General features: G+C 63.8%; 15 protein-coding genes and 1 pseudogene. 3 read left to right on the top strand and 13 right to left on the bottom strand.

Annotation, left to right across the window (positions count from 1 at the left end):
- Window positions 1-2: 2 nt before the first annotated feature.
- The 3 genes from ACE10Z_RS15765 to ACE10Z_RS15755 all read right to left on the bottom strand — a co-directional run bounded on the left by ACE10Z_RS15765 (window position 3) and on the right by ACE10Z_RS15755 (window position 2558).
- On the bottom strand, window positions 3-785 hold the full coding sequence (locus ACE10Z_RS15765; RefSeq protein WP_092083031.1) for an SDR family NAD(P)-dependent oxidoreductase: 783 nt from the start codon (window positions 783-785) through the stop codon (window positions 3-5).
- A gap of 18 nt (window positions 786-803) precedes the next feature.
- Window positions 804-2054, bottom strand: a complete 1251-nt coding sequence (locus ACE10Z_RS15760; protein WP_097675475.1) for an acetyl-CoA C-acetyltransferase — start codon at window positions 2052-2054, stop codon at window positions 804-806.
- Between the two features lie 99 nt (window positions 2055-2153).
- Entirely contained in the window at window positions 2154-2558 is a 405-nt protein-coding gene (locus ACE10Z_RS15755; RefSeq protein ID WP_375788732.1) for a helix-turn-helix domain-containing protein, read from the bottom strand.
- Window positions 2559-3828: 1270 nt separating this feature from the next.
- Here ACE10Z_RS15755 and ACE10Z_RS15750 point away from each other — a divergent pair.
- Entirely contained in the window at window positions 3829-5223 is a 1395-nt protein-coding gene (locus ACE10Z_RS15750; protein ID WP_375788731.1) for an FAD/NAD(P)-binding protein, read from the top strand.
- Here the strand turns inward: ACE10Z_RS15750 and ACE10Z_RS15745 are convergent.
- Window positions 5220-6017 (bottom strand): MetQ/NlpA family ABC transporter substrate-binding protein, encoded by a 798-nt coding sequence (locus tag ACE10Z_RS15745; protein WP_375788730.1) that lies wholly within the window; start codon window positions 6015-6017, stop codon window positions 5220-5222. The genes ACE10Z_RS15750 and ACE10Z_RS15745 overlap by 4 nt on opposite strands.
- Window positions 6018-6051: 34 nt before the next feature.
- Window positions 6052-7377, bottom strand: coding sequence for an O-acetylhomoserine aminocarboxypropyltransferase/cysteine synthase family protein (locus ACE10Z_RS15740; protein ID WP_375788729.1), 1326 nt, complete (start codon window positions 7375-7377; stop codon window positions 6052-6054).
- Between the two features lie 401 nt (window positions 7378-7778).
- On the opposite strand from ACE10Z_RS15740, the gene ACE10Z_RS15735 reads away from it, so the two are divergent.
- Window positions 7779-9182, top strand: coding sequence for an LLM class flavin-dependent oxidoreductase (locus ACE10Z_RS15735; protein ID WP_375788728.1), 1404 nt, complete (start codon window positions 7779-7781; stop codon window positions 9180-9182).
- Between the two features lie 43 nt (window positions 9183-9225).
- On the opposite strand, the gene ACE10Z_RS15730 is transcribed toward ACE10Z_RS15735, so the two are convergent.
- The 5 genes from ACE10Z_RS15730 to ACE10Z_RS15710 all read right to left on the bottom strand — a co-directional run bounded on the left by ACE10Z_RS15730 (window position 9226) and on the right by ACE10Z_RS15710 (window position 13843).
- The gene (locus ACE10Z_RS15730) at window positions 9226-10008 is read right to left on the bottom strand and encodes a MetQ/NlpA family ABC transporter substrate-binding protein (protein WP_375788727.1); all 783 of its coding nucleotides are present in this window, start codon (window positions 10006-10008) and stop codon (window positions 9226-9228) included.
- Between the two features lie 61 nt (window positions 10009-10069).
- On the bottom strand, window positions 10070-10735 hold the full coding sequence (locus ACE10Z_RS15725; protein WP_375788726.1) for a methionine ABC transporter permease: 666 nt from the start codon (window positions 10733-10735) through the stop codon (window positions 10070-10072).
- Complete coding sequence (locus ACE10Z_RS15720) at window positions 10725-11849, bottom strand: methionine ABC transporter ATP-binding protein (RefSeq protein WP_375788725.1); 1125 nt, start codon at window positions 11847-11849, stop codon at window positions 10725-10727. Before ACE10Z_RS15720 ends, ACE10Z_RS15725 begins: the two co-directional genes overlap by 11 nt.
- Before the next feature lie 48 nt (window positions 11850-11897).
- Entirely contained in the window at window positions 11898-12218 is a 321-nt protein-coding gene (locus ACE10Z_RS15715) for a 4Fe-4S binding protein (protein ID WP_375788724.1), read from the bottom strand.
- A complete protein-coding gene (locus ACE10Z_RS15710) occupies window positions 12215-13843 on the bottom strand; it encodes an FAD-dependent oxidoreductase (protein ID WP_375788723.1) in 1629 nt (542 codons plus the stop codon). The genes ACE10Z_RS15715 and ACE10Z_RS15710 overlap by 4 nt, the downstream gene beginning before the upstream one ends.
- A gap of 314 nt (window positions 13844-14157) precedes the next feature.
- On the opposite strand from ACE10Z_RS15710, the pseudogene ACE10Z_RS15705 reads away from it, so the two are divergent.
- Window positions 14158-15496 (top strand): annotated as a pseudogene (locus ACE10Z_RS15705) (LLM class flavin-dependent oxidoreductase).
- A gap of 898 nt (window positions 15497-16394) precedes the next feature.
- Here ACE10Z_RS15705 and ACE10Z_RS15700 read toward each other — a convergent pair.
- From ACE10Z_RS15700 to ACE10Z_RS15690, 3 genes are read right to left on the bottom strand one after another with little or no spacing between them, the layout of a single operon-like run.
- Window positions 16395-17780 carry an ABC transporter substrate-binding protein gene (locus ACE10Z_RS15700; protein ID WP_375788722.1) on the bottom strand — a complete coding sequence of 462 codons (1386 nt, stop codon included), beginning with the start codon at window positions 17778-17780 and terminating at the stop codon, window positions 16395-16397.
- Window positions 17705-18451 (bottom strand): 2-keto-4-pentenoate hydratase, encoded by a 747-nt coding sequence (locus ACE10Z_RS15695; protein WP_375788721.1) that lies wholly within the window; start codon window positions 18449-18451, stop codon window positions 17705-17707. Before ACE10Z_RS15695 ends, ACE10Z_RS15700 begins: the two co-directional genes overlap by 76 nt.
- A 29-nt stretch (window positions 18452-18480) precedes the next feature.
- Window positions 18481-19290: an alpha/beta fold hydrolase gene (locus ACE10Z_RS15690; protein ID WP_298362715.1), complete on the bottom strand. Its 810-nt coding sequence runs from the start codon at window positions 19288-19290 to the stop codon at window positions 18481-18483.
- Between the last annotated feature and the right edge of the window lie 33 nt (window positions 19291-19323).

Here is a 19323-nt window from a genome sequence, read left to right as displayed (position 1 = left end):
GCTTAGCGCGGGGCCATGCGGATGGCGCCATCGAGGCGAACGTCTTCACCGTTGAAGTAGCCGTTGGTGATCATGGTCAGCGCCAGATGCGCATACTCCTCCGGCATGCCGAGACGCTTCGGGAACGGCACCGAGGCGCTGAGCGCGGCCTTGACGTTCTCCGGGGCGCCCTGCAGCAGCGGCGTGTTGAAGATGCCCGGCAGGATGGTGTTGACGCGGATGCCCTCGGCCATCAGGTCGCGCGCGATCGGCAGGGTCATGCCGACGACGCCGGCCTTCGAGGCCGAATAGGCCGCCTGCCCCATCTGCCCGTCCTCGGCCGCGACCGACGCCGTGTTGACCACCGCGCCGCGCTCACCGTGCTCTAGCGGGGACAGCGACAGCATGCCCTGCGCCGACTTGGCGATGCAGCGGAAGGTGCCGACGAGGTTGATCTGGATGATGCGGTTGAAGGCGTCGATCGGGAAGTGGGTGGGTTCGCCGGTCTTCTTGTCCCGGCCGGCTGTCTTCACCGCGTTGCCGGTGCCTGCGCAGTTCACCAGGATGCGCTCCTGGCCGTGTGCCGCGCGGGCCTTGGCGAAGCCCGCGTCGACCTGCTCGTCGGAGGTGACATCGACCTTGCAGAACACGCCGCCGATTTCCTTGGCGATGGCTTCGCCCTTCTCTTCGTTGAAGTCGAAGATCGCGACCTTCACGCCTTGCGCAGCGAGCGCCCGCGAGGTGGCTGCGCCGAGGCCGGACGCGCCGCCGGTGACGACGGCGGCGACCGATGAATCGAGTTTCATGGCACTATCCTTTCGCGATCAGATGCGTTCGATGATGATGGCCGGCGCCATGCCGCCGGCGGCGCACATGGTGACGAGACCATAACGTCCGCCGCTCCGCTCGAGTTCGTCGAGCGCGGTGCCGATCAGGATCGATCCGGTGGCGCCGATCGGGTGGCCGAGCGCGATCGAGCCGCCATTGATGTTGACCTTTTCACGATTCAGGTCGAGGTCGCGGATGAACTTCTCGGCGACGACCGCGAAGGCCTCGTTGATCTCCCAGACGTCGATGTCGTCCTTGGTCAGGCCGGCCTTGGCGAGAACCTTCTTTGCCGCCGGGACCGGCGCGTTCAGCATCAAGGTCGGGTCGTCACCCTGGTTGGCATAGGCCACGATCCGGCCACGCGGCTTGAGGCCGTGCTTCTCGGCATATTGCTTCGACGTGATCAGCACCGCGGCGGCGCCGTCAACCACACCCGAACTGTTGCCGGCATGATGCACGCCCTTCCACTCGAGGCCCGGGTAGCGGCGCTGGATTTGCTTCTTGAACGTCGTGCCGTTGCCGAGGTCGAAATCGGCAAGCTGCTCGAAGCTCGGCTTCAGCGAAGCAAGGCCTTCGGCCGTGGTCTCGGGGCGCGGGAATTCCTCACGACCGAGGGCGACGCTGCCGTCGTCGTTGAGCACGGGGATCACCGACTTGGCGAAGCGGCCTTCGTCGATCGCCCGCTTGGCGCGCTGCTGGCTGACCAGCGCCAGCGCATCGCAGGCTTCGCGGCTGATTCCCTCACGCGTGGCAATGGCGTCGCCGCACACGCCCTGGTGCGACTGCGGGTGAATCTCGTCGAGCGCCGGATTGCCCGAACCCATCATCCGCGCCGGCTGCCCCGCCTTGGAGCGTTCGGCTGCGAGGGTCTGCTGATAGCTCATCATCTCGGTGCCGCCGGCGATGACGCAATCCTCCATTCCCGACATCACCGAAGCTGCCGCGAGATTCACCGACGTAATACCGCCGCCGCAGAAACGATCCAGCGTCGTGCCGCTGGCGTTGATGTCGTAGCCGGCGGCGAGCGCCGACATGCGTCCGAGATCGCCGCCCTGCTTGCCTTCCTGGGTCGAGGTCGACCAGATGATGTCATCGACGGTCGACGTATCGAGCTTGTTGCGCTCCTTGAGCGCGCCGAGCACCGTTGCTGCCAGCTGCTGCGGATGCAGATGCGACAGCGCACCCTTGCCCGGCTTGCCGATGCCGCGCGGCGTGCGGACCGCGTCAATGATGTATGCTTCAGACATGCGTTTCCCTCTACTTTGGATGTTTCTTGACTGTGAGCTCGTGCCGATTGGTCCCCGGTCGTTTCCGCGGCGTCTTCTGCCGCGGAACAAGCCGAGGCGTCAGCGGTGTGGCGTGACCGAAAGCAGCGCGGCAACCGGCTTGCGCTGATCTTCGAAGTACTCGAAGCGCGAGTTGATCAGCATCGACGGTTGCGCCGTTTCGCGCTCCCGCTCGTCGGCGCAGACGGGCTTGTCGCAACCCTCCGCAAACAACGGGACGCTCGGCGCGGCGGCGTGCGGGCCGAGAGCATACTTCTGCTCTTGCGGCAGGTAGATCAACTGGCCGATCTGGGTGAGGGTCAAGGTGAGACGGGAGACCGTCGATCGGGGAAGACCGCAGCGATCGGCGATGTCGCGATTGCCCAGGCGTATGCTTCGACCTTCGAAGCAACGCACGATGTCGAATGCGCGCGATACCACCTGTATCACGCGCCGATTGTCCGTGCCGGCGGTGTCTTGCGCCATCAGTACCTCAGATCGACGTCCCATCGTTTACGCCTCACTCCTCATTGTCATACGGGTGAATGAAACCCACCCTGGTTCGGGCAGGACGCGCCGGTCCGTGGCTCGCTGCCGAGCGCGCGACGCGATGCGAACGCACGCGCTAACGGACCTGCATGTGGGATCTGAAGGCAGCGATCGGCGCACGCCGCGTCGCCGCCCGTGGGGATCGAGCCGGCGCTGTGCCATGCCCGCGCGGCCACGAATTCGGCATGCCGGACAAAGGCCATTCCCGGCCTGTTCGAGGCCTGTCTGCATGGCGCCGGTGGGCGCCTGGCCGTCCAGACCGGTGAAGCCGCGACCGCGCGGGGTAAGCAGCTTCGGATAGCGACGGCCGGCCAGCATCAGGCGGATTCTTTCCCTAGGGTTTCAGACCTTAATTAATTGATTAATTAGTCAGGTGATTAAAGTGGGCGCTCCCCCCTGTCAACCGTCCTCGCCGCAGGGCGCCCCGCGCTCGGGTCGCACCTCACGCATCGCTCAAGCCGCTCGGGGCCGGTTTGTCAGAGCAGTGACTGCCAATCCGTCGTCACGAACTGCAGAGCGGTGCTGGACGGTGACGAACGAAATGCGCGGCACGAGAGCCCACCCGCAAGCGCCGACACGCAGCGACGGGGCATGCGGCTTCTTAGCTGCACATCAGCTTTCGTCGTTCGGTATGGCGCGCGCTCAAGCGGCTCTCGCTCCGCAAGCGCCGCTCTGATCTCGAAATGCTCTCGCCTATCGTCGATCGCTCCGAGAATGAATTTCCTTTGTCAGTTCGACGGGCGAAGCGACCGTTCCATAGAACCGGCATGGTTCGATTCATTGATTGCAAATTGGACGCGTTGATCATGCTCCGCGTTCGAGCTTGGCAAAGACGTGCTATTTTGCGGCGACGACTATTCGACGGAGGTTTTATGCGTCTCGCATCCTCTTGGCTTCACACCCTCGGTCGCATGACCCGACAACTCCAGCGGTGGCGCAGGAAGCTCGCCCGCGCCGCAAATCCCGACGGACAGCGCGATTTGCACGAGATCTTCCTGTTCGGGCCGCACGGCTAGTTGAGCAGGCCGCGCACAGGGCGCGCTGCGGTTTCGGCTGACCCGAGACACTTGCCCGAGACACTTGTCGAAGACACTTGCCGAAGACACATGCGGCCGACGTTCTCGCCGCGGCCGCCTGTCGACGTTTCCGAACATTTGACTCTTGGCTCTGCACGTTTCATGCAATCGAGTGGTTGGTGGAGGGCAGCATGACTAATACCGCTGGACGGCATGTCATCATCGTCGGCGGAGGTGCCAGCGGTGTCTTGCTGGCGTATCAATTGCTGCATCAGTCTTGCGATCTCCGCGTCACGTTGATCGAGCAGCGTCCGGATATCGGCCGCGGCATCGCTTACCACACCGGAAATCCCGATCATCTGCTCAACGTGCGCGCCGCGAATATGAGCGCGCTACCGGACCAGCCGGATCATTTCTGGCGTTGGCTGGTGTCACGCCAGCACGAGGTGCCGCTCTGTCCTGATCCCTATTGCTTTGTTCCCCGGCGGGTCTACGGCGATTACATCGCCAGCCTGCTTGAGCAAGGTGCGTCCGATCGCGCAGACGGGCAGCGTCTCACGATCGTGCGCGGCACCTGCGTCGACGTCAGCGAGCGCTCGGACGAGGCTATCGCGACGCTGGACGACGGCCGCTGCCTTGCGGGGGATGCCATCGTGCTTGCCACCGGGCACGACATGCGCGCAAGCAACCCGGGGCACGCGGATCCCTGGTCGCCGCCGTCGGCCGCTCCCATCGATGCCGACGCGACTGTCCTGATCCTCGGCACCGGACTCACGATGGTCGACTACGTCCTCTCGTTGCTGCGTGATGGACATCGCGGGCCGATCATTGCGATGTCGCGCCGCGGCCTGCTCGCCAAGCCACATCGCCGGGTCGATCCCGTTCGCATCGCCGAGACCGACGTTCCGTTCGGTGCCAGCGTCGGTCAATTGACGCGTTGGCTCCGCGCTCGTGTCGAGCGGCATGCCGCCGAGGGCGGCGACTGGCGCGGTGTGATCGACGGGCTTCGGCCCTACACGCAACGGCTATGGCGTGAGCTCCCGTTGACCTCGAAGCGCCGCTTTCTCGAGCATGCGCGAGCCTGGTGGGATGTGCATCGGCACCGGATGGCGCCGGAAGTCGAGGCCCGCATCACCGGGGCACTCCATGACGGACAGCTCAGCCTGACGGCGGCAAAGGTGGTTCGAATCGAACCGAACGACGCCGGCGCTGCGGTCGCATATCGTCTGCGCGGGAACGCCGAAACCAGGCAGCTGCAAGTCGGCACCGTCGTCGACTGCACCGGCATCGTGAAGGATCCCCGTGCGACGCCCAATCCGGCCGTGCGCAGCCTGTTTCAACGGGGCCTCGCCTGCGTCGACCGGCTCTGCATCGGCATCGAGACCGATCCCGATTGCGCCATCGTCGATCGTGAAGGCGTCCCTTCGCGCCGACTGTTCGCGGTGGGCCCGCTGACCCGCGCGGCGTTCTGGGAGATCATCGCGATTCCCGACATCCGCAATCAGTGTGCCGAACTCGCTGCCCTGCTCTCCCGCACTGAAGAAACAGGGCAGCACCCGCTCCGCCGTGAACTGACACGCGTTTAGCTGCTGAAGCCGGCCGGAATGAACGCCGGCAGCTTGTCCTCGATGAATTTCTTCACCTCGGGTGAGTTGAAGACCTGGATGAAGGCCTTGAGGCGCGGATCGTCCTTCCTGTCGGGCCGCGCCGTGAAGCGCAGCACCAGCCCGTCATCCACCGTGCGATCGATCAGCAGCGCCGATTTCGGATCGCCGCCCGCGGGGATCAAATAGGTGATGTTGACGAGTGCGAGCGTGACGTCGTCGAGCGAGCGATAGGTCTGCGCCGGATCCAGCTCGACGACCTTCAGATTCCTGGAATTCTCGATGATGTCGAACCGGCTCACCGCGAAGCCCTTGCCCGGTGTCAGCTTGATCAGGCCGGCCCGCTCGAGCAGAATCAATCCACGTGCGCCGTTGAGCGGCTCATTCGGGATCGCGACGCTGTCGCCGGGCTTGATCTCGTCGAGTGACTTGATCTTCTTCGAGAACAGCCCAACCGGTGCGATCACGCCGACCTTGTCGACCTGGACCAGATTGAAGCCGCGCTGCTTGTTCTGGATCGCAAGGTAGGTGCCATGCTGGAACAGGTTGGCGTCGACGTCGCCGCTGTTGACCACCTCGTTCAAGGCGACCCAATCGGACAGCTCGATGACCTTGACGTCCTGCCCCTTTTCCTTGGCCTGTTTAGCGGCGAACGCTGCGAGCTGGCCGACCGGACCGGCGCTGGTCGCGATCTTGAGGGGTTCGTCGGCGACGGCGCTCGCCGTCAGGGCAAGGAGAACGCCTGCCGCCTGCGCCAGGCGCAACAATGTCTTCATCATCTCAATCCTGTTTTGATTTTGCCGAGTGTGATCACGCCGCCTTGCGGGCGCTGCTGCCTGCCTCGACTTGAGCCAATGCCTGAACGAGGTCGGCGATGATGTCGTCAGGGTGCTCGATCCCGACCGAAAGCCGCACATAGCCGGGCGTGACGCCGGCCGCGATTTGCTCCTCGCCGGTAAGCTGCTGGTGGGTGGTCGAGGCCGGGTGGATCGCGAGCGACCTCGCATCGCCGATATTGGCGACATGATAGAACAGCTTCAGCGCATCGATGAAGCGGCGACCGGCCTCGACACCACCCTTCAGCTCGAAGCCGACCAGCGCGCCATAGCCGCCCTTCAAGTAGGTGTCGGCGCGGCGGCGATTCTCCCCGTCCTGCAATCCCGGGAAGATCACGTGGGAAACGCTGGGGTGCCTGGCCAGGAATTCCGCCACCTTGATGGCATTCTCATTATGCTGGCGAAGCCGCAGCGGCAGCGTCTCGAGCCCTTGGATGAACTGGAAGGCATTTTGCGGCGCGATCGCAGCGCCGAGATCGCGCAACAGCTTGACACGCGCGCGCAGGATGTAGGCGATCGGACCGAGCGGCTTGGCTGCTTCCGTCCAGATCGCGCCGTGATAGGCGGCGTCCGGCTGCGTGAGCAGCGGAAAGCGCTCGGCATTCGCCGCCCAGTCGAAATTGCCGCCATCGATGATCGCGCCACCGATCGACGTACCGTGGCCGCCGATATACTTCGTCGTCGAATAGACCACGATCGCGGCACCATGCTCGAACGGACGTGCAATCAACGGCACCGCCGTGTTGTCGAGGATCAGCGGCACGCCGACCGCGCGGCCGATATCGGCCACTTCCCTGATCGGGAACACGTTGAGCTTGGGATTGGGCAGAGTTTCGGCAAAATAGGCCCGGGTCTTCGCATCGGTGGCACGACGGAAATTCTCCGGATCGGCCGGATCGACGAACCGCACCTCGATGCCGAACTGTTTCAAGGTTTGCGACAGCAGCGTCCAGGTGCCGCCATAGAGATCGGTCGACGAGACGATGTTGTCGCCGGCTTGGGCGAGGTTGAAGATGGCAAAGGCCGAGGCGGTCTGGCCCGACGCCACGGCGAGTGCGCCAACGCCGCCTTCCAGCGCCGCCAGCCGTTCCTCGAGGGCGTCCGCCGTCGGGTTCTTGATCCTTGTGTAGATCTGCCCGATCGCTTCCAGCGCGAACAGCCGCGAGGCATGGTCGGTGTTCTCGAACTGGAACGAGGTGGTCTGATAGATCGGAACCGCCACCGCACCGGTTGCGGGATCGGACCGGTAGGACCCGCCATGCAGGGCGAGCGTCTCGAGATTCTTCGTGTCGACCGGCATTTCGAACTCTCCTGGGATCGGTGAACCAAGCGCGGCAAGTCGCGAAATGATGCGCAGCGACTTTGCTGCTGTCGAGATGTCCAGGAAAATAGCGATGGACGTGCTGACGTCTCGCGCAACGGCACCTTGAATTTTTCAGACGAAACATCCGGCACGACGCATTTGTTTCCTGTGCCTGCCGCCGGTCCCGGCGCATGAAATCGCGGATCGCACGGTGAGTGATGGCCCGCGGTCGGAGTTGCATCAACGCGTCCACCCCGCTTGCGCGCATCAATGAGCGTAACTTGCTATCGGAGAATTCCACTGCAGCAGGATTTTTGCGCAGACCGTTCGAATAGAAAACAAAGCCGCGCAAGCAAGCTGATACGTTGTCCCGACACGATAACTGTCGGAACAGGTCGATGGCAAAATCGAGAGAGCTTCACTTCAACGCGTTCAACATGATGGCGCCGAGCCACAATTGGGCCGGCCTGTGGTCGCATCCGCGCGACACCTCGCTCGACTACAACTCGCTCGATTACTGGGTCAATTATGCGAAGACCGCCGAGCGAGGACTGCTCGACGGCATCTTCCTGGCTGACGTGTTCGGCATCTATGACGTCTACGGCAACAATCCGGACACCGCGCTGCGGCACGCCGTTCAATTGCCGAATGCAGAGCCGACCTTGCTGGTCTCCGCCATGGCGCTCGTCACCAGGCATCTCGGCTTCGGCATCACGTCCAACCTCACCTATGAACACCCTTACCAGCTCGCGCGACGCTTCTCGACGCTCGATCATCTCACCAACGGGCGGATCGGCTGGAACATCGTGACCGGCTATCTCGACAGCGGCGCCCGCGGCATGGGCCTCGAGGCGAACCGCGCCCATGACGAACGCTACGAGGCGGCCGAGGAATTTCTCGCTGCAAGCTATAAATTATGGGAGGGCAGCTGGGAGGATGACGCCGTGCGCCGGGACCGTGCGGCTCGCATCTTCACCGATCCCTCCAAGATCCATCCCGTCCGTCATGAAGGACCTCACTACAAGGTCGACGGCATTCATCTCGCGGAGCCGTCCCCGCAACGCACGCCGCTGCTGTATCAGGCGGGCACCTCGAAGCGCGGCCGCGCCTTCGCGGCCCGGCATGCGGAGGCCATCTTCCTCAACGGGCAGACCAGGCCAATTCTCGCCCGCGCGGTCCGCGACATCAGGAGCGCCGCGAAGGAATTTGGGCGCGATCCCTATGATATCCGCCTGTTCGCCGGCGCGACCGTGATCGTCGCGCCGACCCGGGCGGAAGCCAAAGATCTGCTCGCCGACTATGCCGCACATGTCGACCAGACCGGGCAGCTCGCTCTGCTCTCGGGCTGGACCGGCATCGACTTCTCGACCTACCGCCCGGACCAAGCGGTGCAATATGTCGAGAGCAACGCGATCCAGTCGATGGTGGAGAACTTCACCCTGCGGAGCGAGCGCCCCGTCAAGGTCGGCGATCTTGCGACGCTGAGCCGCGTCGGCGCTCGATCCCCCTTCGTGGTCGGCTCGGCCCAGGATGTCGCCGACGAGCTGATCGCCTGGGCGGAAGACACCGACGTCGATGGCTTCAACCTGTTCCGCCTCGTCGCGCCCGAATCGCTCGACGCCTTTGTCGACCTCGTGGTGCCGGAACTGCAGTCACGTGGCGTGTACAAGACAGCCTATCGCGAAGGCACGCTGCGGGAAAAGCTGTTCCCGGAGCGCGGACCGCGTCTTCATGCCACGCATCCCGGTGCCGGCTACCGGCGGTCGGTCTCGAACACAGTCCGCTCCGACGCCGCCAAATAAGGTCACGGCCTGACTCCGGCCCGCGTGTTGTCGCCGGCCACGGCTACCAGCTCGGCAGCACGGCGCCCTTGAATTTGGTCAGGACAAACTCCTTGACCTCAGCCGTGTGATAGCTGTCCACAAGGATCTTGACCCGCGGCTTGTCCTTGTCCGCGGCGCGAACCGCGATCAGGTTGACGTAAGGCCCCTTCGGGTCCTCGCGCAGGATCGGGTCCTTGACCGGATCGAGGCCGGCCTGGGTCGCATAGTTCGTGTTGATCACGGCGGCATCGACATCGTCGAGCGCACGCGGCGCCTGGGCCGCATCGACCTCGACGAATTTGAGCTTCTTCGGGTTGTCGGTGACATCCAGGACTGTCGGCTTGAATCCGACGCCGTCCTTCAGCTTGATCGCACCCTTGTCGCGCAGCAGCAGCAGGGCGCGGCCGCCGTTAGTGGGATCATTCGGGATCGAGATCTTGCCGCCGTCCGGAATGACCGCCCAGCTCCTGTGCTTCTTGGAATAGACGCCGATCGGGAAGTTGACCGTCAGTCCCACCGCCTCGATCTTGTAACCGCGATCGGCCTTCTGGTTGTCGAGATAAGGCTGGTTCTGGAACGAATTGGCCTGGATATCGCCGGCGTCGAGCGCTGCGTTCGGCACCACATAGTCGGAGAACTCGACCAGCTGGATGTCGAGCCCGTTCTTTGCCGCGATCGGCTTCACGGCCTCGAGGATTTGCGCATGCGGCCCCGGCGTCACGCCGATCTTGATGGTTTCCGCCGCGGCAGACATCGACCAGAGCGTGAGCACGCTGGCAAACACAACAATGGAACGAAAGGACATTTGGCTCTCCACAGGAATTGTCAGTATTGCAAAAAGGGCGCCGAAGAGATCGTGTCCGGTCTCAGCGATGGCGCACGCGGCGGTTTACGCGGCGGGCGAGATAGTCGCCGGCCGTCTGCACCGTCTGCACCAGCGCGATCAGGACGACGACGACCGCGAGCATCATCTCGGGCATGAAACGCTGGTAGCCGTACCGGATGCCGAGGTCACCCAGCCCGCCGCCGCCGACCGCTCCGACCATCGCCGAATAGCCGAGCAGGCTGACGACCGCGAGTGTCAGTGCAAGCACCAGGCCGGGCAGCGCTTCCGGAATAAGGACCTTGAGCACGATTTGCAGAGGGCTGGCGCCAAACGACGACGCGGTCTCGATCAAGCCGGCATCGACCTCGCGGATCGCCGCCTCAACCAATCGCGCAATGAACGGCATCGCGGCGATGGTCAACGGCACGATCGCCGCGCCCGAGCCAATCGAGGTGCCCGCGATCAGGCGCGTGAACGGGATGATGGCAACCACGAGGATGATGAACGGCGTCGAGCGTGTCGCATTGACGATGATGCCCAGCACGCCGTTGACCGCCGGCGCCGCGAACAACTCCCCCTTGCGGCTGGTGGCCAGGAAGACGCCGATCGGCAGCCCGAACGCCGTGGCGATCAAGGCGGCGATCGACACCATGAACAGGCTCTCGCCGGTGGCCTGAACGATCAGGTTGAGGAGTTCATGCGACATAGCCGAGACGTTCCGCCGGGAGGTTGTTCTGGGAGAGATACGATGCCGCCTTGTCGGCCGCGGCCTCGCCGCCAGGAATACCCAGCGACAGCGAGCCGACATGTTGACCGCCGATCTCGTCGATCCGGGCCGACAGCAGCGCGACGTCGATCGAGAGTTCGCGCGCAAGGCGGGCGATGATGGTGTCGCCGGCATCGGCACCGCGAACCTGGACGCGAATGACGGCGCGACCACCGGCAACCGGCTGCGGTTGCAGGCGGCTTGCAAGCGACACCGGAACGCTGTCGCCGATCACCTCGGAGAGGAATGCCTGCGTGACCGGATGCGCGGGATGCGTGAAGATGTCGGCGACGTGACCACGCTCGACGATATGACCGCCGTCGATCACCACGACTTCCTTGGCGAGCTGACGCACCACCGACATTTCGTGGGTGATCAGGACGATGGTGACGCCAAGCTCGCGATTGATGTTGGCCAGGAGATCGAGGATCGAACGGGTCGTTTGCGGATCGAGCGCCGACGTCGCCTCGTCCGACAGCAGGACGTTCGGCCGCGTCGCCAGCGCGCGGGCGATACCGATGCGCTGCTTCTGGCCGCCCGACAGCTCGGACGGGTAGCGATCGTATTTGTCCGCGATGCCGACGAGCTCGAGCAGCTCCGCGACGCGGACCGCAATGTCGCGCCTCGACCAGCCCGCAATCTCGAGCGGCAGCGCGACATTGTCGGCGGCCGTGCGCGACGAGAGCAGGTTGAAATGCTGGAAGATCATGCCGATCGAGCGCTGCGCCAAGCGCAGATCGCGGCCCGAAAGTCCGGAGATATCGCGGCCGTCGACGACGACGCGGCCGCTCGATGGTTTCTCCAGCCCGTTGATCAGCCGCACCAGGCTGGACTTGCCGGCACCGGAACGCCCGATCACACCGGTGATCGAGCCACGTGGAATTGCGAAGTCGATGTCTTTCAGCGCCTGCACGCTCGGCTTGTCGCGGTAAGCCGGGTAGGCTTTCGCGACCTGCTCGAACCGGACCATGGCATCGGCCGTGGTCGGCGGATGCGCCAATGGCGACAGCGCCTCGACAGGCTCCGCTGCCGTCAGGGATTGATGCACGTTCATTCAGTCAGTCCATAAGGTCGTCTTGGTCGCGACGCGCGCGGCCGCGTCTCAATGACCAAAGAGCAAATAGCTGCGGTCGACGCCGCGGCGATCGCTGGTCTCATCGGTCCAGCCCACAGCCCGGCGATAGCTGCCCATGCTGTCCGCTTGCTTGAGCGCAACGACGTCGATCGGCTGCGCCTGATCCGCAAAGGGCGAAACATAGAGCGCATCCTCGGGACAATAGAGCTCGCAGAGGAAGCAGGTCTGGCAATCGCCTTGCCGGGCGACTACCGGAATTCCGTTCGTCTTGTCAAACACGTTGGTCGGGCAGACGTTGACACAGATATCGCAGGACGTGCAGCGCTCGCCATCAATGACCTCGATCACTCCGCAGCCTCCGCATAGCCGGCCTCGGCATGAGGCCGGGCCGAGGTCCAGATCTCGTCGAGGCCGCCGGTCGTCACGTAATGCCGCTGCCGGCTGTCCTGGTCGGGGAAGTCGTCGCGGCGATGCATGCCGCGACTTTCCTGACGGGCGAGCGCGCTGCGGTACATCCACCGCGCGGTCGCCAGCATCGCCGCGGCCTCGCGCGCCCGCACGATCTCGGATGTGTCGGCGGCGTCTGCTTCCGAAACATCGCGCCACGCCGCGTCAAGACGCCCGAGCGCGCCCTGCAATCGCGATGCCTCGCGGAAGTAGTTCAGTTCATACGGGAAGACCTCGGCCTGAACGGCCCTCGCCAGCGCGGCCGGTGCGAATGCACGGCGCGGCCGGCTTCGAAACGCCACGGCGGCGGCGGACGACAATCTGCGCCTGGCAGCCGGTCCGACCTGCGTGGCATAGTCAGCGGCGCCCTGCCCGGCCCATGCTCCCGACGACATCGCCCAGGCGGCATTGTGGCTGCCACCACCGGTGAAGCCACCGCAGATCAATTCGCGCGCCGCCGCGTCGCCCGCCGCATAGAGCCCCGGAACGCTGGTGGCGCAACTGTCGTCAACGATACGAATGCCGCCGGTACCCCTGACGGTCCCCTCCAGCCGCAACGTGACGGGAAAGCGGTGCTTGAAGGGATCGATCCCGGTGCGATCGAACGGCAGGAAGAAGTTCGGCTGCGACACGCGCATGTGATGCCGCACATCGTCATCCGCCTTGTCCAGCCGGGCATAGACCGGGCCTTCGAGCAGCGCACGCGCAATCGCCGATCGTCCGCCCTTCGACGCCGCGCCGGGCACCACGCTGCCGTCCTCATAGGTGAAGCTGGCCCAGCCGTAGAACAACGTCTTGGTCACCGAGCCGAACGCCGGTGAGATCGCGTACGGGTTGGAGAACTCCATGCTGCTGAATTCGGCACCGACCTCGGCGGCCATCAGATAGCCGTCGCCGGTCAGCACGTTCGATCCGAGCGTCTTGCTGAGGAATGCACAGCCGCCGGTGGCGATCACAACGGCCTTGGCTTGCACCGTCCAGCGATCCTGTTTCTGCCGGCGCACGCCGCTGGCGCCGGCGACGGCCCCGTCGTCGTCGACGAGCAGTTCGAGCGCCGGACTGTGGTCGAGAATGGTGACGCCGGCCTGCTTGGTGCGCTTGCGCATCAGGCGCATGTATTCGGGACCCTGCAGCGAGTTGCGCTGCGACTTGCCGCGGTCGTCCACGGGATAGGGATATCCCCAATCGGCCAGGCGATTGCTGCGCTGATAGGTGCTGTCGAGCACGCGCGCCATCCAGCGGCGATCCTGGAGATAGCCGCCCATCTTCTCACGACTGGCCATCGCGGCTTCGCGCAAGGCCGGATCCGGATCGATGTACCAGACGCCCGTTCCCGCCGCGGCGGTGGCGCCCGAGGTGCCGCAAAATCCCTTGTCGGCGAGCACCACCCGCGCGCCGCGCTCGGCGGCGCTGACCGCAGCCCAGGTCCCCGCGGGGCCGCCGCCGATCACCAGAACGTCGGCCTCGAACGCGACCGAGCCTTCAGGCGCGGATACGCGTTCGGCGCGATGAGGTGGGTTCGACATGATTGAAAGCTCCAGGCGGATCGGTCGCGGCGCAAGGCGCGCCACGACACATCGTTGCGCGCGCCAGCCCGACTGGCAATTTCAGATATTTGCGGAGAGTTGGACGAAGCTTTCAGCTGCCTTACCGCGCAAAGAAGATTCGTGTCGCCGCATGCCGGATGTTGCGCCATCGGCGAACAACGCGACACGAGCTTGCGCACAAGGCGCGCCGGCGGGGACGGATATTTCTTTCTGCCGGCTCCGGGGCGCGATGCATTTTCCCGCACGCGTCATGCCGATATCTAGCGACCAGCATCATCGCAGATACGGCCGCCATGTCTCATCGTCAGCTTCACCTCAACGTCAATCTTCTGCATTCCGGCGTCTATGCGTCGGCCTGGCGACTGCCCGACAGCTACCCGCGCGCCTGTTTCGACGTCGGCCACTACGTCCGCGTCGCCCAGATCGCAGAGCGCGGCAAGCTCGATGCGATCTTCCTGGCCGACACACCCGCCATCACCGACCGCATCGACTACCGCTCGTTCATGTCGCTGGAGCCGACCATTGTGCTGGCAACCGTCGCCGCCGCGACCAGCCATATCGGGTTGATCGCGACGGCGTCGACGACCTACAACGAGCCCTACAACATCGCGCGCCCCTGCGCGACGCTGGGTCTGACGAGCGGCGGCCGCGCCCTCGCCGCCGCGCAGGCCGAAGCGATGTTCACGCTGGCACAAACGATCGACGAAGGTGTCGCCTATGCGCGCGATCTGCGTGCCAGGGCTGCCGCGTACGGCCGCGCCGGAAGCTCCATCGTGATTCTGCCGGGACTTGCGACCGTCATCGGCAGCACGGAAGCGGAAGCCAAGCGGCGGCAAGACGAGCTCCGAGAAGAACTCAGGTCATTGTTCGCAGCCGGCGGCTTCGTCGCTTACCGCAGCGAGCTGCGCGCGCGGACCGACGTGCACGAGGACGTCAATTCGCTGCTGCGATGGTCTGAAGCCAGCGCCTTCGGCAACTTCCTCGAGGCCTTCTCACCATCGGAACGCGAACGGATCCGCGGCGCGTTTGCCCGCCTCGTCGAGACGAAACGAACACCGGAAGGGCTGCCTCTGGAGTGCTACCTGCGTTTCGCGTTTGCACACAAGCCGTCAACCGGCAACTGACCACCCCCAACATTCCGCGAGCCGCAGGCATGAGCGATCGACAGCTTTCTCTCAATCTCTTCATCTATCCGGGTGGCCATCACGAGGCCGCCTGGCGCTACAAGGGCTCCGCTGCGGAGCGGATCCTCGACGTCACCTACTATCAGGAGCTGGCGCAGAAGGCCGAGGCGCACAAGTTCGATGCGATCTTCTTTGCCGACGGGCCGGCTCTCGCCGCCAGCTCGTCCAGCGCCTGGCCGGCGCGCGCGGCCACTGGGTGATTGCAGGCCCGCCGGAAAAGATCGCCGACAACATCCAGACCTGGTTCGAGAACGGCGCCGCCGACGGCTTCAACGTCATGCCGCCCTGGCTGCCCGGCGGATTCGACGTCTTTGCCGAGCAGGTCGTCCCAATCCTGCGCAAGCGCGGCCTGTTCCGCGATGACTACGCCGGCGCGACACTGCGCGACCATTATGGCCTGCGCCGGCCGCCGAGCGTCTTCTCCAGCTCCATTCAAGCGATCGCGTGATCGCCCGACGTTCGCCAAGTGAAGCAAATCAGAGAGAACCGGCGCACGCGACGCGTTTAGCCGTCGACCGCGACCTTGCGAAGGTACTGGAAAAGAAGGTCTTTTCCTTTGGTGGGCGCACCAGGGCTCGAACCTGGGACCCGCTGATTAAGAGTCAGCTATAGATCGAGAACAATCAATGACTTAGCGATCACACAACGGGGCCTATCCGACCGAGAATAGGTATTCGTCGCACGATCATGGGGCATCTTTTCTCCAAGCCGATAGCCTCCCTTGACGCGTGCCTAGAAATAACTGGGGCACAATGAAGACACACGCGTCATCTCTAGGCGCTGAAACAGTAATCCATTGCGGTCCTTTGATCGGCCGGAGATGCCCTCACAACATCTACTGCGCCCCAGATCGTAACGAACTAACCTTGCGCAGCTCGACGGCTTGTGGCTCCTATCTTCGCCATTCAGAAAGCTAGCCGCCGCCGGCCCGGCTCTTGAGCCATACGACACCCGCGCCGATCAGAGCTGTCAGCGCACCACACCACCAGATTGACCGCGGCCGTGCCGCGCTGATCGAACTGAGGTACGGGAATGCTCCGAGCACGACACCATAGTGCTTACGAAACTCACCACTTCTGCTTGCGATTTCAACGAGGTCCGAGGACCTGACCTGCGGATCTGCCATCACGACCACCCAACCGTCGGAAGGCACCATGTACACTTTGGCCGTGGCCGAGGAATTTCGATCGTTTGAGACCCGGTGACTACGCACCGTTAGAACTCTGCGGATCGCCACATTTGACGGCGTCAGCGAGTCTCTGATTGGCGACCAGCTGCCCGCCGACTGAAAAGCGTTAGCGAAATCCTCCGGTGAGGTTCTCGCCGCCCCGAAATGCCGTCCGGGCCTAAGATGCAATGCCGTCAAGATCGACCATGTCTCCGATCGGCATCCAGTTGGTGCCGTCAAATTGGGTGATTTGGAGATTATGTATGGCGCGATAGTCTGTCGCCGAATTGCTGACCTTGATGCCGTCCAGGAAGAGCGGCGGCTGCTCATTGCTGAGCACGGTCGCATGCTTCAGCAGATTTTCTCGCGTCAGTTCGTCACCGCATCGCCTAAGGACCTGCTCGATCATGTAAGCGTTGTTGTAGCCTGGAGTCGCGGTGTTGTCGTCGATGCTCACCGACGGCATGTACCTCTTCATAAAATCAACATAGGCTTTGACACGAGGCTTGTCTCGCTGGTGTGGATCCGTCGCTATGACTTCCCACCAGGCCGAGACCAGCCCCTTGGCATTATCGAGGCCAGCCGGCGCCAACGTTCCTCCGGTCGAGCTGCAATTCGAATTGACAATGTGCAGGGGCTTCCAGCCGAGTGCAGCAACCTTTCGGATACCCTGCGCCGCGAACTTGGAATAAGTGAGCTGCACAAAGACGTTGGCGCCCGCCCCCTTGCAATCGGCGACCTGATTGTCGATCGTCGGTTCAGTGATCTCGTGACTGACTTCCTTGACGATGGCGCTGACGTTGCCGCCGAGCCCTTTCTTGAGACCGCGAAGGAAATCCTTACCGAGATCGTCGTTCACATACTGGACGGCGATCTTGGCATCCGGCTTCTGGTTCAGGATGAATGTGCCCAGCGCCGCTCCCTGCGCGACGTAGATCGGGTAGAACGGTACGATCCAGGGAAATTCCTTGGGGTCATTGAAGCGCTCGGCGCCCGACGTCAGGAACAGGTTCGGCACCTTCTTGGCATTGAGATACTTCTGCACGGCGGCATTGGTTGCCGTACCGAGAAATCCCGCGATCGCGAACACTTCCTCCGACTCGACCAGCTTGCGGGTTTGCTCGACCGCTTTCGGCGGCGAGAATGCATTATCGAGCGAGATCAGGTTGATCTTCCGACCGTTGATGCCACCATTGTCGTTGATCATCTGGAAGTAGGCGGTTTGCGCCTGTCCATAGACGCCGTAGCCGGAAGCCGGTCCGCTGTAAGGTGCAGTGGTCCCGAGCTTGATCTCCGTGTCGGTGACACCGGGTCCATAATTTCCTGCGGCACGCGCCCGCGGGCCGCTCCCCAATACGAGGGCGCTGGCTCCCAGGCCCGCGACCGCAGATCTTCTCGAAATCAATCCCATGATCAGCTCCTCCCCTTTCGATTGCTGGTAATCTTGAAGCTCTTGAACGGCTCCAATGATCTGTTGCGCGGGCTCGGCTACGTGAACGTCACGCTGACGGGGCCGAAACCGGAGATCGTCGCCTCGTAGACTTCGCCTACCGAGACCGGGCACACCGGGCCAAGGGCGCCCGTCAGTACGACGTCCCCGCTCCGCAACGGCTGGCCAGCGCGCGCCATGGCCCGCGCCAGCCAGAGTGCGGCACGGAGTGGGTGACCGAGACAAGCCGAGCCGCAGCCGATGGATGCGATCGCGCCGTTGCAGGTCATCGTCATGCCGCAGGCCCCGAGATCCACGTCGGTCAATCGTCGCGGCGATGCGCCGAGCACGTACCGCGCGCTCGAGCCGTTGTCTGCCACGGTATCGAGAATGCTGATCTTCCAATCCCGTATCCGGCTATCGACCACTTCGAGCGCAGCCACGGCATAAGCGGTCGATCGCATCAGCTCGCCGAGCGTGAGGTCTTCGCCAGCGAGATCGCGCTCGAGGACGAGCGCAATCTCGGCCTCAACGCGGGGCTGGATCAGCCGCGCAGCCGTGATCGCCTCTCCCGTCGGGACTTCCATGTCCGCGAACAAGGCGCCATAGTCGGGCTGATCGACACCAAGCTGCTGCTGCACGGCTTTCGACGTGAGGCCGATCTTGCGGCCAACCAATCGTCTCCCGCCTGCGATGCCCCGCCGGGTCACCTCGGACTGGACCGCGTAGGCAGCCTCAACGTTGCCCTCGCCGATCTCGCCTGCAAGCGGATCGATCGGTTGCCGGGCCGATTCCGCCTGCTGCAAGCGTGTTGCGAGCCTGTCAACGACCGCGTTCATGGTCGATCCAGGAAGTCGGCGACCAGCGCGTTGAACTCGTCGGCCTTTTCCCACTGCGCCCAGTGACCGCATTTGGGATAGACGTGAAGCTGCGCGTTCGGCATGGTCTTGAGTAGAATGAAAGCAGAATCGAGTGGCACGACGCGATCGTCACGTCCCCAGACGATCAGTGTCCGGTGCTTCAGTCCGGCGAGATTCTCGCGCCAAATGTCGAGCGGCGGTCGCTTGAAGATGTCGATGACGTCCTTGCGCATTGCGGCCTTCAATCGTTCCTCGAGCAATGCGTCCGTGATCGATTTCGAATCGAATACCAGGAGCTCGATGACGCCCCTCAACTTCTGCATCGAGGGTCCCTCGCCGCCGTGGAACATCGCCATGCGACGCAGGCCTTCCGTCGGCATCGGCGTAAAGATCGCCTGGCTGCCGCCCGTTCCCATCAGAACCAGACGATTGACCCGCTCAGGGGCGCGCAGCGCGACTGCGAGCGAAGTCGCGCCGCCCAGCGAGTTGCCGACGAAGCTTGCCGTCTGAACGCCAATCGCATCCATGAAGGCGCGAACGAACTCGCCCATCGCCTCGAAGATCGGTCCGTCCTGCAACTTGCCTTCGGTTTCGCCGAAGCCGGGCAAGTCGACGACGATAACACGGCGCCCGGCCGCGAGCGGCTCCACATTCTTGCGGTAGTTGCTGAGGCCGGATGCGCCGGGCCCACCGCCGTGGATCAAGATCGTCGGCTCTCCGTGTCCTACATCGTGGTAACGCGTGCGGGTCCCCGCGACGTCGACAAACTTATCACTCAGGTCCACTCTCGATCTCCTACTGGTAAAGTTGCTCAGACC

The organism is Bradyrhizobium sp. Pha-3 (genome assembly GCF_042258615.1).
GTDB lineage: Bacteria > Pseudomonadota > Alphaproteobacteria > Rhizobiales > Xanthobacteraceae > Bradyrhizobium.
Note: the sequence above shows the minus strand (reverse complement) of the source record. Positions and strands in the feature narration are given on the sequence as shown.